The 25238-nt window shown below is 69.0% G+C and carries 23 protein-coding genes and 1 tRNA gene; 14 read left to right on the top strand and 10 right to left on the bottom strand.

The window, feature by feature from the left end:
* Nucleotides 1-31: 31 nt before the first annotated feature.
* From GGQ87_RS04600 to GGQ87_RS04590, 3 genes are read left to right on the top strand one after another with little or no spacing between them, the layout of a single operon-like run.
* A complete protein-coding gene (locus GGQ87_RS04600; RefSeq protein WP_168045512.1) occupies nucleotides 32-352 on the top strand; it encodes a 2Fe-2S iron-sulfur cluster-binding protein in 321 nt (106 codons plus the stop codon).
* A gap of 7 nt (nucleotides 353-359) precedes the next feature.
* Nucleotides 360-1160 carry a kinase gene (locus tag GGQ87_RS04595; protein ID WP_245161413.1) on the top strand — a complete coding sequence of 267 codons (801 nt, stop codon included), beginning with the start codon at nucleotides 360-362 and terminating at the stop codon, nucleotides 1158-1160.
* Entirely contained in the window at nucleotides 1157-1486 is a 330-nt protein-coding gene (locus GGQ87_RS04590) for a PilZ domain-containing protein (RefSeq protein WP_168045511.1), read from the top strand. The genes GGQ87_RS04595 and GGQ87_RS04590 overlap by 4 nt, the downstream gene beginning before the upstream one ends.
* A 3-nt stretch (nucleotides 1487-1489) precedes the next feature.
* On the opposite strand, the gene GGQ87_RS04585 is transcribed toward GGQ87_RS04590, so the two are convergent.
* Nucleotides 1490-2344: an HAD family hydrolase gene (locus tag GGQ87_RS04585; protein WP_168045510.1), complete on the bottom strand. Its 855-nt coding sequence runs from the start codon at nucleotides 2342-2344 to the stop codon at nucleotides 1490-1492.
* Nucleotides 2345-2380: 36 nt separating this feature from the next.
* Nucleotides 2381-4705: a PAS domain-containing sensor histidine kinase gene (locus GGQ87_RS04580; RefSeq protein WP_168045509.1), complete on the bottom strand. Its 2325-nt coding sequence runs from the start codon at nucleotides 4703-4705 to the stop codon at nucleotides 2381-2383.
* Between the two features lie 118 nt (nucleotides 4706-4823).
* Here GGQ87_RS04580 and GGQ87_RS04575 point away from each other — a divergent pair, with 118 nt between their 5' ends.
* The 3 genes from GGQ87_RS04575 to arfB all read left to right on the top strand — a co-directional run bounded on the left by GGQ87_RS04575 (nucleotide 4824) and on the right by arfB (nucleotide 6568).
* On the top strand, nucleotides 4824-5234 hold the full coding sequence (locus tag GGQ87_RS04575) for a metallopeptidase family protein (RefSeq protein ID WP_168045508.1): 411 nt from the start codon (nucleotides 4824-4826) through the stop codon (nucleotides 5232-5234).
* 471 nt (nucleotides 5235-5705) lie between these two features.
* Nucleotides 5706-6167, top strand: a complete 462-nt coding sequence (locus tag GGQ87_RS04570; protein ID WP_168045507.1) for a YaiI/YqxD family protein — start codon at nucleotides 5706-5708, stop codon at nucleotides 6165-6167.
* A complete protein-coding gene (gene arfB / locus GGQ87_RS04565; RefSeq protein ID WP_168045506.1) occupies nucleotides 6164-6568 on the top strand; it encodes an alternative ribosome rescue aminoacyl-tRNA hydrolase ArfB in 405 nt (134 codons plus the stop codon). Before GGQ87_RS04570 ends, arfB begins: the two co-directional genes overlap by 4 nt.
* A gap of 7 nt (nucleotides 6569-6575) precedes the next feature.
* Here the strand turns inward: arfB and GGQ87_RS04560 are convergent, their stop codons facing one another.
* Genes GGQ87_RS04560 through GGQ87_RS04545 form a run of 4 tightly spaced genes read right to left on the bottom strand, consistent with a single transcriptional unit; the run spans nucleotide 6576 to nucleotide 10184 of the window.
* Nucleotides 6576-7028 (bottom strand): hypothetical protein, encoded by a 453-nt coding sequence (locus GGQ87_RS04560; RefSeq protein ID WP_168045505.1) that lies wholly within the window; start codon nucleotides 7026-7028, stop codon nucleotides 6576-6578.
* Nucleotides 7029-7049: 21 nt separating this feature from the next.
* Complete coding sequence (gene ubiB / locus GGQ87_RS04555) at nucleotides 7050-8648, bottom strand: 2-polyprenylphenol 6-hydroxylase (RefSeq protein ID WP_168045504.1); 1599 nt, start codon at nucleotides 8646-8648, stop codon at nucleotides 7050-7052.
* The gene (locus GGQ87_RS04550; RefSeq protein WP_168045503.1) at nucleotides 8636-9421 is read right to left on the bottom strand and encodes a class I SAM-dependent methyltransferase; all 786 of its coding nucleotides are present in this window, start codon (nucleotides 9419-9421) and stop codon (nucleotides 8636-8638) included. Before GGQ87_RS04550 ends, ubiB begins: the two co-directional genes overlap by 13 nt.
* 55 nt (nucleotides 9422-9476) lie before the next feature.
* Nucleotides 9477-10184: a Crp/Fnr family transcriptional regulator gene (locus GGQ87_RS04545; protein ID WP_168045502.1), complete on the bottom strand. Its 708-nt coding sequence runs from the start codon at nucleotides 10182-10184 to the stop codon at nucleotides 9477-9479.
* A 159-nt stretch (nucleotides 10185-10343) separates the two neighbouring features.
* Here GGQ87_RS04545 and GGQ87_RS04540 point away from each other — a divergent pair, with 159 nt between their 5' ends.
* A complete protein-coding gene (locus GGQ87_RS04540; protein ID WP_168045501.1) occupies nucleotides 10344-10646 on the top strand; it encodes a 4a-hydroxytetrahydrobiopterin dehydratase in 303 nt (100 codons plus the stop codon).
* Nucleotides 10643-11425: an SDR family oxidoreductase gene (locus tag GGQ87_RS04535; protein WP_168045500.1), complete on the top strand. Its 783-nt coding sequence runs from the start codon at nucleotides 10643-10645 to the stop codon at nucleotides 11423-11425. Before GGQ87_RS04540 ends, GGQ87_RS04535 begins: the two co-directional genes overlap by 4 nt.
* A gap of 15 nt (nucleotides 11426-11440) precedes the next feature.
* On the opposite strand, the gene GGQ87_RS04530 is transcribed toward GGQ87_RS04535, so the two are convergent.
* Complete coding sequence (locus GGQ87_RS04530; RefSeq protein ID WP_168045499.1) at nucleotides 11441-12727, bottom strand: hypothetical protein; 1287 nt, start codon at nucleotides 12725-12727, stop codon at nucleotides 11441-11443.
* 129 nt (nucleotides 12728-12856) lie between these two features.
* Between GGQ87_RS04530 and GGQ87_RS04525 the strand changes: the two genes are divergently transcribed.
* Nucleotides 12857-12933 (top strand) — tRNA-Arg (locus GGQ87_RS04525).
* A 90-nt stretch (nucleotides 12934-13023) separates the two neighbouring features.
* Nucleotides 13024-13467 (top strand): surface-adhesin E family protein, encoded by a 444-nt coding sequence (locus GGQ87_RS04520; RefSeq protein ID WP_168045498.1) that lies wholly within the window; start codon nucleotides 13024-13026, stop codon nucleotides 13465-13467.
* A gap of 6 nt (nucleotides 13468-13473) precedes the next feature.
* On the opposite strand, the gene gyrB is transcribed toward GGQ87_RS04520, so the two are convergent.
* The 3 genes from gyrB to mdh all read right to left on the bottom strand — a co-directional run bounded on the left by gyrB (nucleotide 13474) and on the right by mdh (nucleotide 18044).
* Nucleotides 13474-15936, bottom strand: a complete 2463-nt coding sequence (gene gyrB / locus GGQ87_RS04515; protein WP_168045497.1) for a DNA topoisomerase (ATP-hydrolyzing) subunit B — start codon at nucleotides 15934-15936, stop codon at nucleotides 13474-13476.
* 215 nt (nucleotides 15937-16151) lie between these two features.
* Nucleotides 16152-16997, bottom strand: a complete 846-nt coding sequence (locus tag GGQ87_RS04510) for a hypothetical protein (protein ID WP_168045496.1) — start codon at nucleotides 16995-16997, stop codon at nucleotides 16152-16154.
* A gap of 84 nt (nucleotides 16998-17081) precedes the next feature.
* On the bottom strand, nucleotides 17082-18044 hold the full coding sequence (gene mdh, locus GGQ87_RS04505) for a malate dehydrogenase (RefSeq protein WP_168045495.1): 963 nt from the start codon (nucleotides 18042-18044) through the stop codon (nucleotides 17082-17084).
* Nucleotides 18045-18151: 107 nt separating this feature from the next.
* Between mdh and GGQ87_RS04500 the strand changes: the two genes are divergently transcribed.
* From GGQ87_RS04500 to GGQ87_RS04485, 4 genes are all read left to right on the top strand, one after another.
* Nucleotides 18152-18943 carry an EcsC family protein gene (locus GGQ87_RS04500; protein WP_168045494.1) on the top strand — a complete coding sequence of 264 codons (792 nt, stop codon included), beginning with the start codon at nucleotides 18152-18154 and terminating at the stop codon, nucleotides 18941-18943.
* Nucleotides 18944-19039: 96 nt separating this feature from the next.
* The gene (gene katG, locus GGQ87_RS04495; RefSeq protein ID WP_168045493.1) at nucleotides 19040-21283 is read left to right on the top strand and encodes a catalase/peroxidase HPI; all 2244 of its coding nucleotides are present in this window, start codon (nucleotides 19040-19042) and stop codon (nucleotides 21281-21283) included.
* A 92-nt stretch (nucleotides 21284-21375) separates the two neighbouring features.
* Nucleotides 21376-22263: a hydrogen peroxide-inducible genes activator gene (locus GGQ87_RS04490; RefSeq protein ID WP_168045492.1), complete on the top strand. Its 888-nt coding sequence runs from the start codon at nucleotides 21376-21378 to the stop codon at nucleotides 22261-22263.
* A gap of 92 nt (nucleotides 22264-22355) precedes the next feature.
* Nucleotides 22356-25238 carry a M16 family metallopeptidase gene (locus GGQ87_RS04485; protein ID WP_168045491.1) on the top strand — a complete coding sequence of 961 codons (2883 nt, stop codon included), beginning with the start codon at nucleotides 22356-22358 and terminating at the stop codon, nucleotides 25236-25238.

Genomic DNA, 25238 nt, shown 5'->3' with positions numbered 1-25238 from the left:
AGCGCCGAATTGCGCGCTAAGAGCGGTGCTCATGGCCAAAATTAGATACATCGAGCACGACGGCCGCGAGCATGTCGTCGAGGTCAGGAACGGCCTCTCCGTCATGGAAGGCGCGATCCGCAACAACGTCCCCGGCATCGACGCCGACTGCGGCGGCGCCTGCGCCTGCGCCACCTGCCATGTCTATGTCGACGAGGCCTTCGCCGCCGAGACCGGCCGCGCCTCGGCCATGGAGGAGTCGATGCTGGACTTCGCCGAGAACGTCCAGCCGAACTCCCGCCTGTCCTGCCAGATCCGGGTCAGCGACGATCTCGACGGCCTGATCGTCCGCCTGCCCGAATCCCAGCACTGAGCCCGCCTTGGGCCGCGCGCATCCCGATCTGGTCGACCTCGTCGGCGAGCTGATTGACGCCGGTCCGAAGCACCGGCCCGCGCTGATCGCCGTCGTCGGCGCCCAGGGGTCCGGCAAGACCACCCTCGCCCGCGCCGCCGCCGAACGCTTCGGCGCCGCCCAGATCTCCATCGACGACGTCTATCTGACCCGGGCGGAGCGCGAGGCCATGTCCCGTGACGTCCATCCCCTGTTCGTCACCCGCGGCCCGCCGGGGACGCATGACCTCGTCCTGCTCCAGCGGCTGATCGACGACCTTTCCGGCGCCGGCCCCGGCGACGAGACCCTGATCCCCGATTTCGACAAGCGCGGCGACGATCGCTGGCCGGTCGAGCGCTGGCGCGGCTTCACCGGCCGCCCGTCCGCCATCCTGATCGACGCCTGGTGCCTCGCCGCCCTGCCCGAAGAGGAGCCCGCCCTCGCCGCCCCGATCAATGAGCTTGAACGCGACCACGACCCCGACGGCCGCTGGCGCCGCGCCGTCGACGGCTTCGTCGCCGGCCCCTATGCCGACTTCGCCGCCCGCTTCGACGCCGTCGTCTTCCTTCAGGCCCCCGGCTTCGACATCGTGCTCGACTGGCGCGCCCAGCAGGAGGCCGACCTGCTCGGCGTCTCCCCCGCCGACCTGCCGCCGGAAGAACGCGCCCGCCTTGCCGGCTTCATCCAGTATTTCGAGCGCATCACCCGCCGCATGTTGACCGGCGGCGTGCGTTCAAGCGTTACGGTGAAACTGGATCGAAACCGTCAGTCGGTATCCATCGTCCGATGAACAGGCCCGAAGACCGCAGACTGGAGCCCCGCGCGCCCGCCAACGCGCGCGGTCTCGTCGTCTCGCCCGGTCTGGAACTGCCCTGTCTGATCGTCGACCAGTCCGGTTCCGGCGTGCGCCTCAGGCTCGACCGCAACCTCGCCCTGCCCAACCAGATCCTGCTGATCGACATGGCCCAGGCCACCGCCGTCGAGGCCGATGTCGTCTGGCGCAAGGGGATGGAGGCCGGCATCAAGCGCAGCGGCGGGGCCGCCTCGCTGCGTGGCCTCGTGCCGTCCCGCCTCGCCGGAGCCCGCGCCGCCTTCCTGCGCGCCGGCGGCCGCTAGCGCCTAGACGCCCTCGGGCATGGTCCCGGCGTTGATGGCGATCCGCCCGATCAGCCCCTTGACGATCAGGTCCAGCGCCGACCCTTCGCGATAGTCCGCCGCGGCGACGAAATTGACCCGGTCCTCCGAGATCAGCCCGTAGATCTTCTTCTGGTCCTTCTCCGAATTGCGCGGGTCATAGACCGCGATCGAGAAGCCGCCCTTGGTGTGCATCATCTTCATGGTCGGCACGTCGGTATCGCCGTCGCCGAGGAAGATCATCCGCTCGAACGGCACCGGCCTGTCGTCGTCGGCCATGAAGCGGTTGATCTTCTCGTGCTCCCAGTGGTTCAACACGCCCTTGTTGATGCGGAACAGGTACTGGGTCTTGGTCGTGTAGTTGACGCCGACCGCCGGCCAGATCGCCACCCCGTGCTGGTCGTAGACGAATTTCGACGCGAACACGTGCCGGAACTCGGGCCGGATCGGGCAGCCGTCGATCATCTCCTCGAGGCCTGCGGAGATGATGTAGTGCTCGATCTCCAGCCCGTATTTCGCCCCGACCTCATTGATCCGGTCGAACCAGCCCGGGCCGGTCAGGTCGGACTTCAGCCCGTCGAACAGCTTCACGTCCTCGCCGTGCTCGGCCAGCAGTTTGCGGGTGATCGGGTGGTCGTTCTCCCGCGCCCGCTGCAGCATCAGCTGCATGTACATCAGGATGTTGTCGCCATCCGCCTCGCGGGTCAGCTTGTCCGCCGCGCCCCAGAAGTCGCCGATCCCCATGCCGACCGACGGGATGAAGGTGACCTCCTGCATGTTGCCGCGCGCCAGCGTGCCGTCGAAGTCGTAGATCAGGGCGGTTTTCAGCGGCTTGGCCATGGCGGTATCCTGCGTTCTCCGCCGCTCTAAACCAATCTAGCCCAGCCGCAACTCCGGCGCCGCCGCCACGCCGGTCGCTTCCAGCGGCAGGTGCAGGATGAACGCCGCACCCTTGCCCGGTTCGCTCTCCACCTCGGCCCAGCCGCCGTGCAGCTCGACCAGAGCCTTGACCAGCGCCAGACCGACGCCCGGCCCGCCGCGCTCGCGCTTCACGAACCGGTCGAAGACGTGGGCCTGCAGGTGATAGGGAATGCCCCGCCCGGTGTCCTCGACGCGGATGCGGACCTCGGCCGGCGCGGCCTCGGCGGTCAGGGTCACGGCCCCGCCCTCGGACACGGCCCGCGCGGCGTTGTCGAGCAGATACTCCAGCGCCTGTCCGACCCGCTGCGCATCGGCCCGGATCGGCTTCATCCCGGTCGGGCAGATGACCGTCAGCATGGCGCCCCTTCCGTCGATCCGCTCGCGCACCTTCTCCGCCGCCTCGTCCAGCAGGTCGCAGACCCGCACGTCGCCGAGCGTCAGCTCCATCTCGCCGGCGTCGATCTGGGCCATGTCCAGCACATCGTCGATCGATCCGGCCAGCTGGCTGGCGGCGACGCGGATCGCCCCCGCATGCTGACGGCTGCGCTCCGGCAGATCGGCCTGGATTTCCAGCAGTTCGGAATAGCCGACGATGGTCGTCAGCGGCGTACGCAGCTCATAGCTGACGCTGCCGACGAACTCGCGTTTCAACGCCGTCGATTCCTCCAGCGCCTGTGCCTTGGCGGCCAGCGCCTGCTCCAGTCCGCGCCGGGCGGTGATGTCCGAGAACGCCACCAGGGTCGCGCCGTCCGGCAGCGGCCGGGTCTGCCACGAGGCGATGCGTCCGTCCGCCGTCCGTCCCTCGCCCGAGATCGGCACACGGCTTTCCGGATCGGGGTCGGCGACACGGGCCTTCAGCCCCAGCCACAGCGCCGGGTCGGGCATGGTCTGGTGACACAGGGCGGCGACGGCGTCGAAGTCGCCCGCCGCATCCAGCGCCTCGCCGGGCACGTTCCAGAAGGTGTCGAAGGCCTCGTTGTGCAGTCGGATGCGGCCGTCCGAACCGAACACCGCCACGGCGTCGTTCAGCTTGTCCAGCGTCGCCTTCTGCACCTGAATCTGGGCGTTGAACCGGCTGCGCAGCTTCAGCTCGTCGGTGATGTCCGAGAACAGCAGCAGCACGCCGCCCAGCGGGTGCGGCTGGCGCACCACCCGCAGCGTCCGCCCGTCCGGCAGCGACCAGCTGTCGTCCGGCGCCGCTTCCGACGCCCCGTAGAAGTCCAGCTCATTGGCCTTCCAGCCGGCGTAGTCGATGACCTCGGGCAGCAGGCGGCGCTGGCGCAGCCGGTCCAGCAGCTCGGCGTGCGTCGGCCGCTCATCCAGCCAGGCCGGATCGATGTTGAACAGCTGCTGGAAGGCGGTGTTGTGGAAGGCCAGCCGCTTCGACGGGCCGAAGATGGCCACCGCATCGGCGAGGTGGTTCAGCGTCTCGTCATGCGCCTCGACGTGACGGCGCAGGGTGTCGCGCGTCTCTTCCGCCTCGGTCATGTCGAGGGCGAAGGCCAGCACCGCCCCTGCGCCGCCGGGTGCCGGTTCGGCCACGATCCGCCAGGCCCGCCGTCGCCCGCCGCCGGTGGTCCAGCGGAACCCCTCCTGCCGCTGATGCAGTCGTCCCGCCTCCGCGACAATGGCGTCCGCTCCGCGATCGAAGGTCAGCCCCTTCTCGCGCGCCGCGTCGACGCTGTCGGCCTTCATCTCGGCGAGCCACGCCTTGTTGGCCCAGGCCAGCCGCCCCGCCGCATCCGTGATCCAGGTCGGCGCCGGATAGGCGTCGGCCAGCAGGCCCAGTCCGCTTTCCGCCGCCGTGCCGACCAGTCCCAACCGTGAGACACGCAGCCAGGCCGCGCCCGCCGAGGATCGGCCCTCGACCGCCCATGCCCCGCCGGCCCCGTCCAGCACCGCGTCGAACGGTTCCCCCTGATCGATCAGGGCGTCCAGCCGCGGTCCCGCCGCCGCGCGCACGGCGTCCAGCACGACCAGCGCCGGATCGACCTCGGGCCACTCCTGTCCGGCCAGTTCGCGGGTGATGGCGTTCCAGGCCGACGTCGCGCCCAGCCGCCGGGTTTGGCCATCGGGCGTCAGCGCCAGCCGGGCGTCCTCGAACGCCGCCAGCGCCCCGTCGCGGTCGGCGAGCGCCGCGTGCGCCGCCGACAGCTCCGCCTCGGCGCCTTGCGCCCGCTCGGCGAGCCGGCCGCGCAGTCGCGCCGCCCAGGCGCTGAGCGCCAGCGCCAGCCCCGCGGCGCCCGCGGTCGCGACATAGGCGATGTCGGCCTCGGCCATCCTGTCGATCTGCTCCGCGCCCCGGCCCCGTCACGCGGGCCGCCCAATACCGATTCGGTAACCATAACCCGCGCCGCGCGATTTGCGAGGACGCTCGCTAAGCCCGATATGGCTCCGCATGAACAGTCGCTGGACCGATCAGGTCGCTCCCTCACTCGACGACTTCGCCCGCTTGGCGCGGGAGGCCTTCGATGCCCTGCCCGAGCCGTTCCGCTCGCTGGCCGGGGACGTCGTCATTCGCATCGACGATTTCGCCGACGACGAGACGCTGGCCATGATGGAGATGGAGGACCCGTTCGAACTGACCGGCCTCTACCACGGCGTCGATGTCGGCCGCCGCGAGAGCATGGGTCCGGCCGCCGAAGCCAGCCGCATCTTCCTCTACCGCCGCCCGATCCTCGACGAATGGTGTGAACGCGGCGACGTCGGCCTCAGCGAGATCATCGCCCACGTCCTCATCCATGAGATCGGCCACCATTTCGGCCTCGACGACCACCAGATCCACGGCATCGAGGACGGCGCGGACTGAAGTGCGGACCGCTCCCGTCTCCTCCCCGGTCGCTCTTCGCGAACGGGGAGGGGGACCATTCCGGCGACTCAGCCGGAATGGTCCCCCTCCCCATCGCTGCGCGACAGGGAGGAGACGACGGCCCATGACGCTGTGCTTACAATCGGCGTTTCTATAGTCGGATAGCGCGGACGAACCTCCGCCTTTTCAACGCCTTCGCCTTTTCTCGACCCGATCTTCTGCGCACGCTTTCCGGCGGCCGTATAATGTCAGCGTTCATTTCGCCGCCGGTCTTTGACAACTCACCCCACCCGCGCCGCCAGAGGCGCGCCAACGCCCTGCCGGCCTGAAATCATTCGATAATCGAGCAAAACCGACTCTTCGGACTCTTTGGACCCTGTTTTTGGGTCCGAAAGCGCGGCTCCGCCCTTCCGGAACGGCATCCGCGAGCCGCACTTTGACAATGCGCCGCCGGACAGACACCTAGCGTCCATGACCCTGCCGCGCCTCTTCATCGACGCCGACGCCTGCCCGGTGAAGGACGAGGTCTATCGCGTGGCCGAACGCTACGGCCTCAAGGTCTTCGTGGTCTCCAACGGCTGGATCAACACCCGCCGCGAGCCGTGGATCGAGCAGGTGGTCGTCGACGCCGGCCCCGACATCGCCGACGACTGGATCGCCGAACGGGCCGGACCGGGCGACATCGTCATCACCTCCGACATCCCGCTGGCCGACCGCTGTCTCAAGGCCGGCGCCCAGGCGCTGAAGTCCAACGGCCAGTCCTTCACCCCGGATTCGATCGGCTCGGCCCTCGCCGGACGACTCGTCGGCGAACACCTTCGCTCCATGGGCGTGGCCACCAGCGGCCCACCGCCCTTCGGACCCAAGGACCGCTCCGCCTTCCTTCAGGCCCTCGACCGCGCCGTGACCATGGCCAAACGGGTCCCTCGATGACCGCCATCCCCGAGAGCGAACTGGAGTTCCGCTTCTTCCGCGCCGGCGGTCCCGGCGGCCAGAACGTGAACAAGGTCGCCACCGCCGTCCAGATGCGGTTCGACGTGCGCAACTCCCCGTCGCTGACCGAGGCGGTCAAGGCGCGGCTGATGAAGCTGGCGGGCAGCCGCCTGACCCTCGACGGCGTCATCCTGATCACCGCCGTCCGCTTCCGAACCCAGGAGCGTAACCGCGCCGACGCCATCGAGCGGCTCCAGGCCATGGTCGACAAGGCGTCCATCGCGCCGGTTTACCGGGTGCCGACCCGCCCCACCCGCGCCTCGAAGGAACGCCGGCTCGAGGGCAAGGCGAAACGCTCGACGATCAAGAGCGGCCGCGGCAAGCCGGGCCTGTCGGACTAGGCGCGTTCTACTCGGCCGGACGGAAGCGCAGGGCCGAGACCTTGCCCTCGTCGATGCCGATCAGCCACTGGGTGGCGGCGTTGGCGAACACCGCGCTGAACACGTCGATGCCGTTCTGGCTGCCGACGAAGTCCAGCGACACCAGAGCGCCGAAGCCCTGAATCAGCGGCGTGACCGTCGCCTCCTGCGGCTTGATCGCGGCGGCGAGGCCCTCGGTCATCAGGCTGTAGTCCATCGCCCCCGCCTGCGCCCCGGCGATCAGGGTCCGCAGCATCTCCTCGGAGGCGGCGTTGGCCGGGGTGTTCGACACCGCCGGGGCGGCCGGAGCCGGCGCGGGCTGGGCCGGCGCGGTCTGGGCGGCGGGACCGTCGAAGGTGTTGGGCACCGCGCCCGCGGCCACCTGGGCATGGGCGGCGGCGGGCAGGAGAAGGACGGCGGCGGCGAGCAGAAGCGGCTTCATGGGGTCGTCTCCGGACTGAGATCAGACGATGGCGGGCCAAAGCGACAGAACAAGGGCGGCCGCCGACGCCGCGGTCGCCAGCGTGACGCAGACGATCAGCCAGGCCGGCGCCCGGGTCTCGCGAACGATAACGGTCTGGGGAGCCGGCGGGTTCTGCGCCAGCCGCGACAGGGCCTTCAGCGTGGCCCTCAGTTCCTCCAGCGCGTCCCGCACCTGGGCCTGCGGACCCAGCTCCCGCCGGATCCAGCGCTCGACCACCGGCTGGGACGCCGCCCACAGGTCGTGGTCCGGATTCAGCCGCCGCGCCACGCCCTCGACCGAAACCATGGTCTTTTGCAGCAGGATCAACTCGGGCCGCAGATGCATGTCGAACAGGGCCGTGATCTCGAACAGCTGGCCCAGCAGCCGCCCCATCGACACCTGCGACGCCTGTTTGCCGATCACCGGCTCGCCCACCGCCCTGAGCGCCTGGGCGAAGGCCTCGACCGAATGCTCGGGCGGCACATAGCCCGCCTCGAAATGCACCCGGGCGATCCGCTCATAGTCCCGGCTCAGGAAGCCCCACAGGATCTCGGCCAGATAGCGCCGCTCCGAAGGCCCCAGCCGCCCGACGATGCCGAAGTCGATCGCCGTCAGTTCCGCCGGCGCATGGCAGAACAGATTGCCCTCATGCAGGTCGGCGTGGAACGTCCCGTAGTCCAGCGCCTGCGTCAGGAAGGCCTGCACCACATTGTCGGCCAGCGCATTGCGGTCCAGCCCCGGCTGCTCGACCGCCAGCGGATCGGTCATCGCCAGACCCGGGGCCCACTCCAGCGTCAGCACCCGCTTGCCGACGCCGTCCCAGATCACCGCCGGCGCGGTCATATGCCCGCCGCCCGAGCCGCTGGCCTTATCCATGATGTCCTTCAGCTCGGACGCCGCCGCCGCCTCCAGCCTCATGTCCAGCTCGAGCTGCAGCGCCCGTGCGATGGTCTCGACGAAGGCCGAGGGCTCCAGCCGCCGCGCCGGCGCGACGAACCGCACCGCCAGCCGCGCCGCCAGCCGCATCGAATCCAGCCCCTGCGCCACGCGCCGCTCGACCCCCGGCCGCAGCACCTTGACCGCCACCTTGCGTCCGTCCGCCAGCCACGCCGGATGCGCCTGCGCCAGTGAAGCCGCCGCCACCGGCGCGCCGAAGTCCGTGAACAGGGCCTCGACCGGCCGGCCCAGCGACCGCTCGATCTCGCGCCGCGCCTGATCGACCGGGAACGGCTCCAGCGCGTCCTTCAGCCGGCCCAGGTCGCGGGCGAACTCGACACCGAAGATGTCGGCCCGGGTCGCCAGCACCTGACCCAGTTTGATCGCCACCGGCCCCAGATGCTCGAACGCCTTGCCCAGACGCTGCCCCGGCCGCCCGTCCCGCGCCTCCCGCCCCGTGAAGGCGTGCAGCAGATGCGCGATCCAGCGCACCCACACCGGCAGCAGCGGCGTGATCTCGCGCGGCAGCAGGGCGTCGTGCCGGACCAGCACCCAGCCCCAGCTCAGCAGTCTCAGGCTGGCGTCGAACGGCCGCCGCACCGGCACCGTGGCGGGCGGAGGCGGCGGGGTCGCGGGGTCGATCCGGCGGCTCAGATCGCCCACCCGTGATGGATCGCCGCCACGCCGCCGGACAGGTTGGTCACCGTCACCCGGCTGAAGCCCGCGGCCTCGATCATGGCCTTGAAGGTCTGCTGGTCCGGGAAGCGGCGAATGCTCTCGACGAGGTACTGGTAGCTGTCCCGGTCGCCCGCCACCCAGCCGCCGATACGCGGAATGGCGTGGAAGGACCAGGCGTCATAGGCCTTGCGGATCGCCGAGGCCGTTGGGCGCGAGAACTCCAGACACAGGAACCGTCCGCCCGGCTTCAGCACCCGCCGCGCCTCGCTCAGCGCCTGCGGAATGTCGGCCACGTTGCGGATGCCGAAGCTGATCGAATAGGCGTCGACCGAGGCGTCCGGCATCGGCAGGGCCATGGCGTCGCCGACGGTCCACTGCATCTCCGGCTCGCCGCCCTTGCCGACCCCCGCCATGATCATCTCGGCGTTGTAGTCCAGCACGATGACCGAAGCGTCGGCTCCGCCGCGCCGCTGCTGCGCCGCCCGCGCCATCTTCGCATAGCGCCGCGCCATGTCGCCGGTCCCGCCCGCGACATCCAGAATGGTCTCGCCCGGACGCGGGTTCAGCTTCGCCGCCGCCGCATCCTTCCAGAGCCGGTGCACGCCCCCGCTCATCAGGTCGTTCATCAGGTCGTAGTTCGACGCCACGCTGTCGAAGACGCCGCGCACCAGCTGCACCTTCTCGGTCGCGTCAACGTCGCGAAAGCCGAACGATGAGGTCTTGCCCGAAGGCGTGTCAGTGGAGGCCGCGTCGGTCATGCCAGCGGTCTAGCGCCTCGCCGCCGCGCCGTCATCCGTTCGCATGGCCGCAGGGTCAGTGGGTCGAGGTGTTCGGCCGCGGCACGCCGAGATCCTTCATCACCCCCCGCATCAGGGCGTAACAGCCGCACGAAGCGCCCTCCAGCGCCTTGCGATCCAGCACCTCGACCCAGCCGCGGCCACGCAGGATAAGCTTTTTGTCCTCGAGCGCCGACCCCACCTCCGACACCGTGGCCCGTCGCACACCCAGCATGCCGGCGATGTCCGACTGGGTCAGGGCGAACCGGTCGGCGTCGGCCCGGTCGTGAATGGTCAGCAGCCAGCGCGCCAGCCGCTCGTCCAGCCGGTGCTGCGCGTTACAGGCCGCGATCTGCTGAACCTGGGCGAACAGGCTCTCCGTGAATTTGGCCAAGGCGGTGCGCATGCCTTCGCTGTGGCTCAGGGCGTCCGCGAACACGGCGGCGGGGCAGCAGGCGGACACGCCATCCACCTGGGCGATCGCCCGGCTCGCGGCGCGGGCGTTCAGAGGACCGCAGGTGACCCCGACCAGCCCCTCTCGGCCGATCGCCGCCGTCTCGATCATCTTGTCGCCGTCCAGCACGGTCATCAGCGAGACCACGCCGCTCATCGGAAACCAGACCTCGCCGACGGACTCGCCCGCGTCATAGAGGACCTGACCCTGGGAGAAGGGACGCTCGTTCAGGTGCGGCTCGATCCGCTTTCGATCGGCGGGGTCGAGCGCGGCGATCCACAGATTGTCCATGACAGGGCTCCGCGTCGATTGGGGACGGTCGGTAACGCCCAAGCTTGTCCCTCTGTTCCTGAGTCGGAATTCGACGTCTTGTCGGGTCCCGACGCGCGGGATAGGCAGGATCGAGCGCGGCCCGTCGGGCGGCGATCTGCAAGGCGAGAGTGACGCGATATGGCTGACCGGCTGGACGTGGACGAGGTTCTGGCGGAGCTCCCGTCGTGGCGCGCACACCCCGGTGACCGGCCCGCCATCGAACGCAAATTCGTCTTCTCCGATTTCAACGCCGCCTTTGGCTTCATGACCCGCGTCGCCCTACTGGCCGACAAGGTCGATCACCATCCCGAATGGTTCAACGTCTACAACCGGGTCGAGGTGGTGCTGACAACTCACGACGCGGGCGGCGTCACGCAGCGCGACGTCGCCATGGCCCGCTTCATGGACGAAGCCGCCGCAGCGATGGGAGCGAAGGCGTGACCGGCCGCGTCGCAGGCAAGGCGGCCCTGATCACCGGCGCCGCTGGCGGGCTGGGTCAGGCCATGGCATGGATGCTGGCCCGCGAGGGCGCCAAGGTCGCCGTCACCGACATGAACGCGGATGGGGCCCGGACGCTCGCCGACGCGATCAGCGCCGAACATCCGGGCGCTGCCTTCGCCTTCGCCCACGATGTCACCGAAGAGGCGGCGTGGGTTTCGGTCATCGATCAATCAGTCGCCGCGATGGGCGGGCTGTCGATCCTCGTCAACAACGCCGGCATCGGCTGCGACTTCGTCTGGTCGGAGCAGGACACGCTGGAGAACTGGCGGCGGGTCCAGGCCGTCAATGTCGAGTCGATCATGCTGGGCTGCAAACACGCCATGCCGCATCTGCGGGCGTCCGGCGCCGCCTCGATCGTCAACATCAGCTCGGTCGCCGGCCTCGCCGCCGCTCCCGGCATGGGGGCCTACAACGCCACCAAGGCCGCCGTCTGGATGTACACCAAGACCATCGCCCTCGAGGCCGCCAAGGGCGGCTGGAACGTGCGCTGCAACTCGGTCCATCCGGTCTTCATCAAGACGCCGATCCTCGACCCGTTCGTGGCCATGGCCGGCGGCGACGAGGAGACGGCGCACCAGAAGCTGGCGCGCGGCATTCCGCTGAAGCGCATCGGCGAGCCCGACGACGTGGCCTACTGCGTCCTCTACCTCGCCTCGGACGAGTCGAAATTCGTCACCGGCGCCGAGTTCAAGATCGACGGCGGCATGCTGGCCCAATAGGCTGCCGCCGCCTTGTCAGTCGATATCGGCCGGCAGGATCTGGCTGCTCAGCAGCGTCTCCATGCCTTGCCAGTGGTCCGGCCCCTGCCGCTCGACCCACGCCTGCACCACGTCCCGGCCGAGGCCGTAGTTGATGATGTAGCTGCGATAGGTGTCGATGAAGCGCAGCCGCTGGGTCGCCTTGGCGCGATCCGACAGGCTGTATTTCATCAGTTGCTCGATCGCCGCGTCCCGGCTGATCCGTCCCGCCAGATAGGCGTCGGCGATGGTGTATTCCGCCCGCGCCAGCCGCCGCGTCAGCGCGCCCAGCTGCGCCTTCCTCTCCGCCGTCGATGGATCGAGCCCGGCCAGCGGGAACAGCACGTCGCGTTCGAACACCGTGCCCTCGTTGCCCGGGAAGGCCAGGTCGATTCCGTAGTTGGCGCTGCCCTCGGCGACGAACGACATGGGGCTGAACAGCGGATAGACGCTCATCTCGACCCAGCCGCGGCCCCGGACGAAGGTCTGCTCGAGCAGGGCGTTGTAGACGTGGTGACCCGGGTATCCCTCGTGGCACCCCAGATCGATCGCCCGCTCCGTATAGATCGGGAAGTCGGCGTTGATCTCGATCTTCGACTGCGAATTCCCCTGGTAATAATTATACCCCGACCACGGCTTGTCGCCGACGAAGGCGAGGGTGAAATTCTCGTTGGCGGGCAGGGTGATGTGCCGCGCCGTACGGCGGCGGCATTCGGCGATGGCGGCGTCCATGACCGCCTGCAGGCGATCCTTGGGAATCACATAGTGCGACTTGAACTCGGTGTAGCGCTCGGCGAGCGTGCCGGAGCCCGGCAGCAGGGCGTCGATCTCCGCCAACACAGGGTCGTAGGTCGACAGGGGACGCAGTTCGGGGCGGACGCCGAACAGGGCCTCGGCCTCGTCGGCGAAGCTCATTTTCTCGCCCGACAGCATCCGCAGCCGCGCCGAGGCGGCCGACACGTGCGCCAGCAGATAGGCTTTGCGCTGTGCCACCGCAGGCTCGGCCCCCGCGGTCGAGACGGCGTTCAGACGCTCGGTCAGCGAAGCGGAGCCCTGGATCAGCTGCGGCACGGTCCGCGGATTGGCCTTGGCTGCGGCGGCCCACTCCGGAGGACCGTAATAGGCGTCGACATAGCCCTCCTCCCGCTCGCCGATTTCAAGTGTCATGGCGACGTAGTCGCGGGCGATTGCGTCGAGACTGTCGCCGGACGGATCGGCCACGGCGGCCGGTTGCGTGGCGCAGGCGCCGACAAGGCAAAGCAGGCTGATCAGGATCGCGCGCATCGGGGTCTCCATCGTGAGCGGCGGCACGCTAGGCGCTGGAACTGCGCTCGCCAAGCCGGTTGCGCATTCGGGATTGAGAGCGGCCCGGTCCTGCTGTAAGGCCCTTCGTCCCGGCTTTCGCCGTCAGACGCACCCGTAGCTCAGCTGGATAGAGTACTGCCCTCCGAAGGCAGGGGTCAGAGGTTCGAATCCTCTCGGGTGCGCCATTCTCCTCATTCTGTCAGACGATCCGCACCCGGCTCTTGCCAATGGGCCGGCGGCGCGCATCATGGCGATGTTGATCTGGGGAGGTCGCAATGAAAGTCGCAGCTTTGATGGGCATGGCCGCCCTCGCGTTCGCTGGAACGGCCGCCGCCGACACTTGGCAGGCGTTTTCGCGCAGCACGAACAATGCGTTCATGGCCGACGTGGACAGTATCGCCGAGGACGGCGGCGTCAGCTCCATCCGGGTCGCCACCGTACCCCGCGTTGGCGAGGCCGGGGATTTCAGCCACTCGGTGGAAATGTATCAGTTTCGCTGCGGCGCGAACCAGTGGCGGACCGCCGGCGTGGTCGAGTTCGGCCCCGACGGGGCGGAGTCTGGTCAATACCCGGAATCCGAAGCCGAATGGCAGCCTGTGCGACCACAGACCATGCCCGGCTATCTGAAGGAGATCGCGTGCGACGGCACCCGCGCGGTGCCGCCTCACTGGCCGACGATCCAGGCATTCGTCGAGGCCGGTCGCCCCGACGCCTCCTGAGCCCCGTCAGGCGTCGACGGCGGCGTCCAGCGCGTTGGCCTGGATGAACTCGCGGCGCGGCTCGACCACGTCGCCCATCAGCTTGGCGAACAGGTCCGACGCGTCCTCCTGATGCTCGACCGACACCTTCAGCAGGGTGCGGGCGTTGGCGTCCAGGGTCGTCTCCCACAGCTGCTCCGGGTTCATCTCGCCCAGACCCTTGTAGCGCTGGATGGCGATGCCCTTCTTGCCGGCCTCCAGAACAGCTTCCAGCAGATCCAGCGGGCCGCGGATGGTCACGGTCTTGTCCTTGCGGCGATAGACGGCGGGCTTGTCGAACAGGCCGTCGAAGGCGGCGGCGCGCTCTGACAGACGGCGCGCGTCCAGCGAGCGGATCAGCGCCTCTTCCAGGACGATGCGCTCGGTCACCGCACGGCGAACGCGCTCGAACACGACGGCGCCTTGAGCGCCCGGCGAGCCGGCCCAGTCGCCGTCGCCTTCCTCGGCGTAGAGGTTGAGGCGGGCGGCGGCCCTGGACGGTTCGGCAGCGGCCTCGTCGAACAGCCCGGCCAGCGCCGCCTGCTCCACCGCGAAGGCCGGCGCACGCTGGCTGAGGCGGTCGACGCCCGCCTTGAACGCCTTGGCTTCGCGGACCAGCGCCTGCAGGTCCATGCCGGTGCGGCGTTCGCCGGTCGGCAGGTCCAGCTCGGCCTCGGACGAACCCTCCTCGATCAGATAGGAGTCCATCTCCGCCTGATCCTTCAGGTAGCGCGACTGCTTGCCCTTGGAGACTTTGTAGAGCGGCGGCTGGGCGATGTAGACGTGGCCGCGCTCGATGAGCTCCGGCATCTGCCGGTAGAAGAAGGTCAGCAGCAGGGTCCGGATGTGAGCGCCGTCGACATCGGCGTCGGCCATCAGGATGATCTTGTGATAGCGCAGCTTGTCCGCGTTGAAGTCGTCGCGGCCGATGCCGGTGCCCAGCGCCAGGATAAGCGTGCCGATCAGATCGGACGACAGCATCCGGTCGAAGCGGGCCCGCTCGACGTTCAGGATCTTGCCTCGCAGCGGCAGGACCGCCTGGTTCTCGCGGTTGCGAGCCTGTTTGGCCGAGCCGCCGGCGGAGTCGCCCTCGACGATGAACAGTTCGGACTTGGCCGGGTCGCGTTCCTGACAGTCGGCCAGCTTGCCGGGCAGGGAGCTGATCTCCATCGCCGTCTTGCGGCGGGTCAGGTCGCGGGCCTTGCGGGCGGCCTCGCGGGCGGCGGCGGCCTCAATGATCTTGCCGACGACCAGTTTGGCCTCGACCGGGTGCTCCTCGAACCAGGTCGACAGGCCCTCGGTGCACAGCGCCTCGACGGCGGGGCGCACCTCGGACGAGACCAGCTTGTCCTTGGTCTGGGAGCTGAATTTCGGGTCCGGCACCTTGACCGACAGGACGCAGGTCAGGCCTTCGCGGGCGTCTTCGCCGGAGACGGAGACCTTCTCCTTGCGGGCTGCCCCGGCCGTGTCGATGTAGCTGCCCATGACCCGCGTCAGCGAGGTGCGGAAGGCGGAAAGGTGCGTGCCTCCATCCCGCTGGGGGATGTTGTTGGTGAAGCACAGCATCGTCTCGTGATAGCTGTCGTTCCACCACAGGGCGAGATCGAGCTCGATCCCCTCCTTCTTGCCGCGAATGACGATGACGTCCTTGAGGATCGGCGTCTTGGACTTGTCGAGGTGACGCACGAAGGCTTCGACGCCGCCCTCGTAGTGCAGGATTTCCTCGAACGGTTCGGCGCCGCGGTCGTCGCGCAGCTTGATGACCACGCCCGAGTTCAGGAAGGCCAGCTCCCGCAGCCGGTGTTCGAGGGTCTTCAGGTCGAAATCGATGTGCGAGAAGGTCGTCACCGACGGATAGAAGGTCACCTCGGTGCCCGACAGGGGCTGACCGGCCCGCCCGCCGCTGTCGCGCAGCGGGGCGTCGCCCGTCATGCGCAGGCTCTCGACCGTGTCGCCACGCTCGAAGCGCATCTCGTGCCGCTTGCCGTTGCGGTAGATGACCAGCTTGAGCCAGTCCGACAGAGCGTTGACCACCGAGACGCCCACGCCGTGCAAGCCGCCGGAGACCTTGTAGGAGTTCTGGTCGAACTTACCGCCGGCGTGCAGCTGGGTCATGATGACCTCGGCCGCCGAGACGCCCTCGCCCTCGTGGATGTCGGTCGGAATGCCGCGGCCGTTGTCCGTGACCGTGACCGAGCCGTCGGCGTTCAGGATGACCTGAACCAGGTCGGCGTGACCCGCCAGCGCCTCGTCGATGGCGTTGTCGACCACCTCATAGACCATGTGGTGCAGGCCCGACCCGTCGTCGGTGTCGCCGATGTACATGCCCGGACGTTTCCGCACCGCGTCGAGGCCCTTGAGGACCTTGATGGAATCGGCGCCGTAGGCGGCCTCTTCGGCGGTGTCTTCGTGGCGCCCAAGGTTGTCGGATGGCGGGGTCTGGTCGGTCATATATTCGGTCGGATCATCGCCCGTTGCGGGCCGGAAAAGACGGCGATCACACCGTCCGGAATCGTCAGTCTCCGGACCGCGAATCTCGTCCGCGCCGGAGCTGTCAAGATATAGGATTTTCCGGGGGAATTGCGAGCGAAACCGACGCTGCGCCATAGCCGGAGCGGAGTGCCGCAACGACGGTTCGACACCGGGCCGACGGGCCGGTTTGGAGCCTAGTCCACCGCAAGGGCGCAGCGCAGCGCCTCGGCCTGCATCGGCACGTGATTTCGACCCACGACGGCGAACACGCGGTCTCCGGAGCGGGCCGCCTTCGCGAGGACGCGATACATGTGGACGTTGCGGGTCTCGCTGGACGCCGCGTTGATCGCCGCCATGAACCGGCCGCCGGTCTTAGCGTCGTTCGCCAGCGGGTCGAACCAGTTGGAGGGGACCACTCGCCAGTCGGGCCCGTCCGGCCAATGCTGTCCGTAGGCCGCCTCAAGCCCGGCCAGATCGGCGAACGGGAGTTGGATGCCGGCCGCAGCCGTCATGCCAGACAGGCGGGACAGGAGCGACTCCAGCGCGCCGTCCAGCGCCTCGCCTGAGAGGTTCTCACGATCCCGCAGTCGGACTGCCTCCCTCAGCACGAAGAACAGCTCGACCTGATCCGCGGGGAAACGTTCGGTCAGCGCCTTGAACTGGTCCAGCGGAGACGGCTCCAGTGCTGTGACCCCCACCCCGTCCCGCGCCGCCAGCCACCGGACATAGCCGGACTCGCCGCGGCTCGAGATCGTTTCTGGTCCGTCGGCCCCGACGCCACGATCCGGACCCTCGTAGAAGACGACCGACGGCGCGGCGGCCCGGAAGGCGGCCTCGATCGCGACGAACTGCGGATCCGCCGGGTCGCGGGAATGCTGCGCCCCGAAATAGCTCAGACGTCCACCCGCGTGGCTGCCCACCTCGAGGTTCCAGACCGTGTCCGGAGTCTCCCGCCAGCCGGCGTAGGACAGCAGCCGGCTCTCGCATGCCGCGACGGGGTCGGCGGCAAGGGCGGCGGAGAGGGCGAGGATGGCGAACATGGAAAAGGGCCCGTCCGGTTGAGACGGGCCCCTCATGCCGCCGCCCGCGCGGGGCGTCAGCTTAAGCTTTGGTCATTCCGCTGGTCAGGCGAGCGACGGATCGGCCGTCTTGCAGGCCTCGATCAGGCCCTGCACGGACTCGACCGACTTCGCCAGCATGGCCTTTTCGCCGTCGTTGGTGGTGAACTCGATGACCTTCTCGACGCCGCCGGCGCCGATCAGGGCGGGCACGCCGACATAGAGGTCCGACAGGCCGTATTCCCCCGACAACCAGACGGCGCAGGGCAGGACGCGCTTCTGGTCCAGCAGGTAGGAGCGGGCCATGGCGACGGCGCTCTCGGCCGGGGCGTAGAAGGCCGAACCGGTCTTCAGCAGGGCGACGATCTCGCCGCCGCCCTTGCGGGTGCGGTCGACGATGGCGTCCAGCTCGGACTGCGACAGGAAGCCGGCGCTCACGGCGTCCGGCAGCGGCAGACCGCCGATGGTCGAATGGCGCACCATCGGCACCATGTCGTCGCCGTGACCGCCCAGCGTCCAGGCGTTGATGTCCTGGATCGACACGCCGGTCTTCTCGGCGAGGAAGTAGGCGAAGCGCGCCGAGTCCAGCACGCCGGCCATGCCGACGACCTTCTCCTTCGGCAGGCCCGAGAATTTCTGCAGGGCCCAGACCATGGCGTCGAGCGGGTTGGTGATGCAGATGACGAAGGCGTTCGGAGCGTGCGCCTTGATGCCCTCGCCGACGGCCTTCATGACCTTGAGGTTGATGCCGATCAGGTCGTCGCGGCTCATACCCGGCTTGCGCGGCACGCCGGCGGTGACGATGCAGACGTCCGCGCCGGCGATGTCCGCGTAGTCGTTGGCGCCCTTCAGCGAAACGTCCGTGCCGATCACAGCGGTGGCTTCGGCGATGTCCAGCGCCTTGCCCTGCGGCGTGCCCTCGGCGATGTCGAACAGGATGACGTCGCCCAACGCCTCGCGCGCCGCGATGTGAGCGAGGGTGCCGCCGATCATGCCGGCGCCGATAAGGGCGATCTTCGCGCGAGCCATACTGTCTGTCTCCGGGAGGAAGGTTTTGCGGTTGCGAAACCGCTGTCGGGCGGGGTCTAGACCCGACCGCATTCGCCTGCAACCGTGACGCGGCGTCAGGAGAGAGCATGCCCCGCCCACCGGAGACCCTGCCAGAGTTCATCGCGCCGGACGAGGTGCCGACGGACCTGATCCCGGTCGCCGACGAGGGTGCGGTTCGCCTGGAGCTGGAGGCATGGCGGGCGCGGATGCTCAAGCGGCCCGGCCTGCTCGACAAGGCGTCGCGCGCCGCACAGGACCGGATCAATCGGATCATCCCGGAGCGGGTCCACGCCGTCATCACCGCCGGTGTCGAGGCCATGACCAAGGGCATTCTCACCGGATCGGAGGTGCTGAAGGCGCGGCCGCCGTCGGGCGGTTCGCTGGCCGCGCGGGAAGCGAAGGTGCTGGGCCTGATCCGGACCTGGCGCAACACCGCCGGGGTCGAGGGCGGCGTCGCCGGCGCCGGCGGCTTCGTTCTGGCCGCCGCCGACTTCCCGGCCCTGATGGCGATCAAGGTGCGGATGCTGGCGGACATCGTCAGCGTCTATGGCTGGGGCGGCGGCGCGCCGCGCGAGCGGCTGTTCCTGCTGCATATCTTCCATCTCGCGTTCGCCAGTCCCAAGCGGCGACCGGAGGCCCTCGCGGCGCTCGAAGGCTGGATGGCGACCAGCGTCGGCGCGGAAGGCGTCGACGACTACGACTGGCGGCGCTTCCAGCAGGAATATCGGGACTACATCGACCTGGCGAAGCTGGCGCAGCTGATCCCCGCGGTCGGTGCGCCCATCGGGGCCGTGATCAGCTGGCGACTGGTCGACCGGCTCGGCGAGACGGCGATCATGGCCTGCCGGATGCGCTGGTTCGCCGAAACAGAAGCGTAAGCTTCGCTTATCCCGACGACAAAGTTTATTGATTATCCCTCTGCCCCGCCCGGGCCTAGGCTCCTCCCATAATCATAACCCCCGGGAGGACAGATCATGGACGGAAACGCAGGCGGACCCTCGCCCCTCAGCGATCCCAGGAAAAAGCCGGCGGCGCTGCGCAGCCTGCTGGGCCGGACGAACCGGGACTGGTGGCCGAACCATCTGGCGGTCGACATTCTGCACCAGCAGGGCCGGACCGGCGATCCGATGGGCGACGGCTTCAACTATGCCGAGGCGTTCAAGAAGCTCGACTACGCCGCGGTCAAGCGCGACCTTCATGCCCTGATGACCGATAGCCAGCCGTGGTGGCCGGCGGACTACGGCCACTATGGCCCCTTCTTCATCCGCATGGCCTGGCACTCGGCCGGCACCTATCGCACCGGCGACGGCCGGGGCGGCGCGGGCGCCGGGCAGCAGCGGTTCGCGCCCCTGAACAGCTGGCCGGACAACGGCAACCTGGACAAGGCGCGCCGCCTGCTGTGGCCGATCAAGCAGAAATACGGGGCGAACCTGTCCTGGGCCGATCTGATGATCCTCGCCGGCAATGTCGCCATCGAGTCCATGGGCGGTCCCGTGTTCGGCTTCGGCGGCGGCCGGGCCGACGTCTGGGAGCCGGAGAAGGACGTCTACTGGGGCACGGAGGAGCAGTGGGTCGGCGACGAAGGCAATGAAACCCGCATCCAGCCCGACAAGGAGATGGCGCTCGAGGAGCCGCTCGCCGCGATCCAGATGGGTCTGATCTATGTGAACCCGGAAGGTCCGGGCGGCGTGCCGGAGGCCCTGCAGTCGGCCCGCGACATCCGCGAAACCTTCAAGCGGATGGGTATGGACGACGTGGAGACGGCGGCGCTGACGGCTGGCGGCCACACCTTCGGCAAGGCCCACGGCGCCGGCGACGCGTCGAAGGTCGGCATCTCGCCCGAGGGCGGCGATATCGCCCAGCAGGGTCTTGGCTGGATCTCGGGCCACGAGAGCGGAATGGGCGACCACACCATCACCTCGGGAATCGAGGGCGCATGGACGCCGACGCCGATCACCTGGGACATGACCTATTTCGACATGCTGCTGGACCACGAATACGAACTGGTCCGCAGTCCCGCCGGAGCCAAGCAGTGGCAGCCGGTCGGCAATCCGGACGAGACGCTGGCGCCCGCCGCCCATACGCCGGGCAAGCGCGTGCCGACGATGATGACCACGGCCGACATGGCCTTCAAGGTCGACCCGGAATACCGCAAGATCATGGAGCGGTTCCGCGCCGATCCCGCCTATTTCGGCGACGCCTTCGCCCGCGCCTGGTTCAAGCTGTGCCACCGCGACATGGGTCCCAAGGTCCGCTACCTCGGCCCCGAAGTCCCCGCCGAGGACCTGATCTGGCAGGATCCGATCCCGGTGCGGTCGGGACCCGTGATCGGCGCCGCCGACATCAAGGCGCTGAAGGACCGGATCGCGTCGGCCGGCCTCTCGGTCGCCGAACTGGTGAGCACGGCCTGGGCCTCGGCGTCCACCTATCGCGGCTCCGATCATCGGGGCGGCGCGAACGGCGGTCGCATCCGTCTCGCCCCGCAGAAGGACTGGGACGTCAACGAGCCGGCGAAGCTGTCGCGCGTCCTCGGCGTCTATGAGGACATCAAGGCGTCGTCAGGCCTGAACGTCTCCGTCGCCGACCTCGTCGTCCTCGGCGGCTCGGTCGGCATCGAGCAGGCGGCGAAGACGGCCGGCTTTTCGATCGAGGTTCCGTTCACGCCGGGCCGCACCGACGCCAGTCAGGAGCAGACCGATGTCGAGGGTTTCGCGGTGCTGGAGCCGCGCGTCGACGGCTTCCGGAACTATCTGCAGGTCCGCTTCAACGTTCCCACCGAGGAGCTGCTCGTCGACCGCAGCCAGCTGCTGGGCCTGACCGCGCCGCAGATGACCGTCCTCGTCGGCGGCCTGCGGGTGCTCGGCGCCAACCACGGCGGCTCGAAGCATGGCGTGCTGACGAACCGGCCCGGCCAGCTGACCAACGACTTCTTTGTCAACCTGCTGGACATGCGGACGGCGTGGAAGGAGGTCGACGACCGTGGCGACGAGGTCTTCGTGGGCTCGGACCGGTTCTCCGGCGAAGAGCTCTGGACGGCGACCCGGACTGATCTGGTGTTCGGCTCCAACTCCCAGCTGCGGGCGCTGTCAGAGGTCTACGCCTCATCCGACGCGGGCGAGAAATTCGTTCGCGACTTCGTCTCGGCCTGGACGCAGGTGATGAACGCCGATCGCTTCGACGTCACCCTCGACGAAGAGTTCGGCACGGCCGCCGTCTGACCCTCCGCCGCCGCGATCCTGACGGGTCGCGGCGGCCATAGGGCGGGCGGATGAGCATGGCGTCGAGGATAGCGAGGCCCTATGTCGGAGGGATGCTTCCGACCCTGCGCCAGCTCCAGTACCTCAAGCTTCTGGCCGAGCACGCCTCGTTCAGCCGGGCCGCCGAGGCCGCCCATGTGAGCCAGCCGGCGCTGTCGGCCGGGGTGCAGGAACTGGAGAAGGTGCTCGGCGCCCCGGTGGTCGAGCGGACCCGGGGCAATGTCCAGCTGACGGCGGTCGGAGCCGAGGCCGTGCGCCGCGCCGAGGACGTGCTGGCTCGCACCGAGGATCTGGTTGAGGCGGCGCGGAACGCCGGCAAGCCGCTGTCGGGCCGGTTCCGGTTGGGGGTGATCCCGACGGTCGCGCCCTTCCTGCTGCCGGCGCGGTTGCCGGATTTGCGCGAGGCCTATCCCAAGCTGAGGCTGTTCATCCGCGAGGATCTGACGCCCCGTCTGGTCGCGGGGCTCAAGGCCGGCCAGCTGGACGCCGCAGTGATCGCCCTGCCCTATTCCGCCGCGGGCATCGATCACGCCCGGATCGGTGACGACGAGATCCTGGCCGCCGCCCCGGTCGGACACGCCCTGGCGGGGCGCGGCCCCATCCCTCCCGGTTCGCTGAAGGCGGAGGACCTCATCCTGCTGGAGGACGGTCACTGCCTGCGCGATCAGGCGCTCGCCGCCTTCGACATCGATCCGCCGAAGGGCGACGACGTGTTCGCCGCGACCAGCCTGCACACCCTGGTGCAGATGGTTTCATCGGGGCTGGGCGTCAGCTTCCTGCCCGAGATGGCGGTCCGCGCCGGTCTGGCCGACATGCCCGGCGTCGTGGTGCGGCAGATTTCCGCCAAGGCCCCGCGCCGCGAGATCGTGGTGGCTTGGCGCACCGGCTCCAGCCGCGCGGCGGAGGCGCGGCTGCTGGCCGAGGCGCTCCGGCTGGACTGAGCCGGACTCATTACGACTCCGTAAGGTGCGCCCGGTTTCGGCCCTGATAGGGTCGCCTCGCCCGCACGCGCCGGGCTTTCGGAGCCGTTCCCATGAAGTCCCGCCTGTTCGCCGCCGCCTCGATCTCCGCCCTGCTGCTGGGCGTCGCCGCCTGCGCCACGGCTCCCGCCGCCGACATGTCGCCAGACATGGCGATGAACGATGACGCGCCCGTCGCCTCCACCGCGCCCGATGCGATCGTCGTGCCGCCGCTGGGCTTCCGCGAGCGCACCCTGCCGAACGGGCTGAAGGTCTATACGGCGCGCGACACGGCGACCTCGAACGTCACGGTGCAGGTCTGGTACAAGGTCGGCGCCAAGGACGATCCGGAAGGCCGCTCGGGTTTCGCCCACCTGTTCGAACACCTGATGTTCAAGGCGACGCGGAACCTGCCGCAGGAGACCTTCGACCGGCTGACCGAGGACGTCGGCGGCTCGAACAACGCCTCCACCTATCTGGACCTGACCAACTATTACGAGACCGTCCCGGCCCAGCATCTGGAGCGGATGCTGTTCGCGGAGTCCGAGCGGATGGGCTCGCTGGTCGTCGACGAGACCTCGTTCGGCAGCGAACGCGACGTCGTCAAGGAGGAGTTCCGGCTGCGCGTGCTGTCCACGCCCTATGGCCGGTTCCAGCGCCTGCATTCCCAGGCCTTCATCTATCAGGACAGCCCCTATCGCCGGCCCGGCATCGGCTCGATCGCCGATCTCGACTCGGCGACGATGGACGACGTCCTGCGCTTCCACGAGACCTTCTACCGGCCCGACAACGCCTATCTGATCGTGGCCGGGAATTTCGACCAGGCGCAGCTGGATCGCTGGATCGACGGCTATTTCGGCGGCATCGAGAATCCCGCCCGTCCGCTCCCGGTCAACAATGTGCCCGAGAGCTACGGCCCGGCCCGTGAGGCGACGTTCTACGGGCCCAATGTGCCGCTGCCGATGGTGCAGATCAGCTGGCCCACCGTCCCCTACAATCACCCGGACCGCGCCGCCCTGTCGGTGCTGGACGGCATCCTGTCGACCGGTGAGAGCTCGCGTCTGTATCAGGCGCTGGTCTATCGCCAGCAGATCGCCACGACCGCCAGCTCCTCGACCGACCAGCAGCAGCAGGTCGGCGTGCTCAACACCTTCGCCATCATGAGCGAGGGCAAGACCGCCGACGAAGGTCTCGCCGCCCTGCGCGCCGAGGTCGCCCGCATCCGGGACGAACCGGTGACCGAGGCTGAACTGGCCGAGGCCAAGACAGAACTGGTGGCCGGGGCCCTGCGCGGCCTTGAAACCATCGACGGTCGGGCCTTCCAGCTCGGCTATACGCTGATCATGACCGGCGATCCGACGGCGGCGGACCGGGACATCCCGGACATCCAGCGCGTCACGGTCGCCGACATCCAGCGGGTCGCCCGCCAATATCTGCGCGACGATCGCGCCATCGCCATGCGCTATCTGCAGGCCGACGACGCCCATCCGGCCTCGACGGTGCAGGAGGTCTTCACCGCCCCGGTGACCTTGGCCGAGCTGGCTCCGGCGGGCGAGCCGGTGACCCTGCTGCCTGAAGGTCAGCGCGCGCAGCTGCCCGAGCCGGGCGCCGCGGTCGAGGCGGCCACGCCTCAGGTCGCCGAGCGCCGGCTGGCCAACGGCATGCGCGTGCTGGTCGCGCCCAAGCCGGGCTTGCCGCTCGTCTCGGCCCGCCTCAGCTTCGAGGCCGGAACGTCGGATGACGCCGCGGGCGGCAAGGCGGGGGTCGCCAACTTCACCGCCTCCCTGCTCACCCAAGGCACGAACACCCGTTCGGCGCCCGAGATCGCCACCGAGATCGAGCGGCTTGGGGCCAACATCGGCGCCGGCGCGGGGGTGGACTTCACCAACGTGTTCGCCTCGTCGCCGTCCAATGTCTTCCCGCAGGTGATGGAGCTGCTGGCGGACGTGGTGCGCAATCCGGCCTTCACGGCGGAGGATCTGGAGCGTGAGCAGACCCAGACGCTGAACGGTCTGCGCGTGCAACTGTCCCAGCCGGGACCCGTCGCCGGGATCGCCGCCACCCGCGCCGTCTATGGCAATGCGCCGTATGGGATCCCGGGTTCGGGCACGCCGTCGACGATCCCGACGATCACGCGTGACGACCTCGTGGCCTTCCACGGCGGCATGTATCAGCCGTCGAATGCGACGCTGGTGTTCTCGGGCGACATCACGCCCGAGGCTGCCTACGCCCTCGCCGAGCAGGCGTTCGGCAATTGGCAGGCGGGCGCGGCGCGCGCGCCGGTCGCCGATCCCGCCGGTCCGGCCGTGGCGCCGCGGGTCATCGTGATCGATCAGCCGGGCGCGGGTCAGGCGGCGGTCTATGCCGCCATGCGCGGCATCGCCCGCACCGACGAGGACTATTTCCCGCTGGTGGTCGCCAACGGCGTCATGGGCGGCGGCTTCTCGGCGCGGCTGAGCCAGGAAATCCGCATCAAGCGCGGCCTCAGCTACGGCGCCTATTCGAGCCTGAGCGCCCGCGAGGACGAGGGCCTGCTCTCGGCCTCGGCGCAGACCCGCAACGACGCGGTGCCGCAGGTCGCCGACCTGATCCTCGCCGAGATCGCCCGCCTGTCGGGCAGCGAGGCGACCGAGGCGGAACTGGCGCCGCGCAAGGCGACCCTGATCGGCGCTTTCGGACGATCACTGGAGACGGTGGACGGACTGGGCGGACTGGTCGCCAATCTGGCGCTGTACGGCCTGCCGCTGTCGGACCTGGCGAGCTACGACGACGACGTGAACGGCGTGACGCCGGCGCAGATCCGCGCCGCGGCGGCCGAGCATCTGCCGGCGTCGAACGCGAGCCTCGTCATCGTCGGCGACGCGTCGCAGTTCCTAGAGGCGCTGCGGGCGAAATATCCGAACGTCGAGGTGATCCCGCTGTCGGCTCTGAATATCGACTCGGCGGCGCTGCGCTAG

Source organism: Brevundimonas alba, assembly GCF_011927945.1.
Taxonomy (GTDB): domain Bacteria; phylum Pseudomonadota; class Alphaproteobacteria; order Caulobacterales; family Caulobacteraceae; genus Brevundimonas; species Brevundimonas alba.
Note: the sequence above shows the minus strand (reverse complement) of the source record. Positions and strands in the feature narration are given on the sequence as shown.

Excerpts from the sequence above, each read along its gene's own strand:
- GGQ87_RS04600 (WP_168045512.1), top strand. The coding sequence starts at position 32 with ATGGCCAAAATTAGATACATCGAGCACGACGGCCGCGAGCATGTCGTC.
- GGQ87_RS04590 (WP_168045511.1), top strand. The coding sequence starts at position 1,157 with ATGAACAGGCCCGAAGACCGCAGACTGGAGCCCCGCGCGCCCGCCAAC.
- GGQ87_RS04585 (WP_168045510.1), bottom strand. The coding sequence starts at position 2,344 with ATGGCCAAGCCGCTGAAAACCGCCCTGATCTACGACTTCGACGGCACG.
- GGQ87_RS04580 (WP_168045509.1), bottom strand. The coding sequence starts at position 4,705 with ATGGCCGAGGCCGACATCGCCTATGTCGCGACCGCGGGCGCCGCGGGG.
- GGQ87_RS04575 (WP_168045508.1), top strand. The coding sequence starts at position 4,824 with ATGAACAGTCGCTGGACCGATCAGGTCGCTCCCTCACTCGACGACTTC.
- GGQ87_RS04570 (WP_168045507.1), top strand. The coding sequence starts at position 5,706 with ATGACCCTGCCGCGCCTCTTCATCGACGCCGACGCCTGCCCGGTGAAG.
- arfB (WP_168045506.1), top strand. The coding sequence starts at position 6,164 with ATGACCGCCATCCCCGAGAGCGAACTGGAGTTCCGCTTCTTCCGCGCC.
- GGQ87_RS04560 (WP_168045505.1), bottom strand. The coding sequence starts at position 7,028 with ATGAAGCCGCTTCTGCTCGCCGCCGCCGTCCTTCTCCTGCCCGCCGCC.
- GGQ87_RS04550 (WP_168045503.1), bottom strand. The coding sequence starts at position 9,421 with ATGACCGACGCGGCCTCCACTGACACGCCTTCGGGCAAGACCTCATCG.
- GGQ87_RS04545 (WP_168045502.1), bottom strand. The coding sequence starts at position 10,184 with ATGGACAATCTGTGGATCGCCGCGCTCGACCCCGCCGATCGAAAGCGG.
- GGQ87_RS04540 (WP_168045501.1), top strand. The coding sequence starts at position 10,344 with ATGGCTGACCGGCTGGACGTGGACGAGGTTCTGGCGGAGCTCCCGTCG.
- GGQ87_RS04530 (WP_168045499.1), bottom strand. The coding sequence starts at position 12,727 with ATGCGCGCGATCCTGATCAGCCTGCTTTGCCTTGTCGGCGCCTGCGCC.
- GGQ87_RS04520 (WP_168045498.1), top strand. The coding sequence starts at position 13,024 with ATGAAAGTCGCAGCTTTGATGGGCATGGCCGCCCTCGCGTTCGCTGGA.
- gyrB (WP_168045497.1), bottom strand. The coding sequence starts at position 15,936 with ATGACCGACCAGACCCCGCCATCCGACAACCTTGGGCGCCACGAAGAC.
- GGQ87_RS04510 (WP_168045496.1), bottom strand. The coding sequence starts at position 16,997 with ATGTTCGCCATCCTCGCCCTCTCCGCCGCCCTTGCCGCCGACCCCGTC.
- mdh (WP_168045495.1), bottom strand. The coding sequence starts at position 18,044 with ATGGCTCGCGCGAAGATCGCCCTTATCGGCGCCGGCATGATCGGCGGC.
- GGQ87_RS04500 (WP_168045494.1), top strand. The coding sequence starts at position 18,152 with ATGCCCCGCCCACCGGAGACCCTGCCAGAGTTCATCGCGCCGGACGAG.
- katG (WP_168045493.1), top strand. The coding sequence starts at position 19,040 with ATGGACGGAAACGCAGGCGGACCCTCGCCCCTCAGCGATCCCAGGAAA.
- GGQ87_RS04490 (WP_168045492.1), top strand. The coding sequence starts at position 21,376 with ATGCTTCCGACCCTGCGCCAGCTCCAGTACCTCAAGCTTCTGGCCGAG.
- GGQ87_RS04485 (WP_168045491.1), top strand. The coding sequence starts at position 22,356 with ATGAAGTCCCGCCTGTTCGCCGCCGCCTCGATCTCCGCCCTGCTGCTG.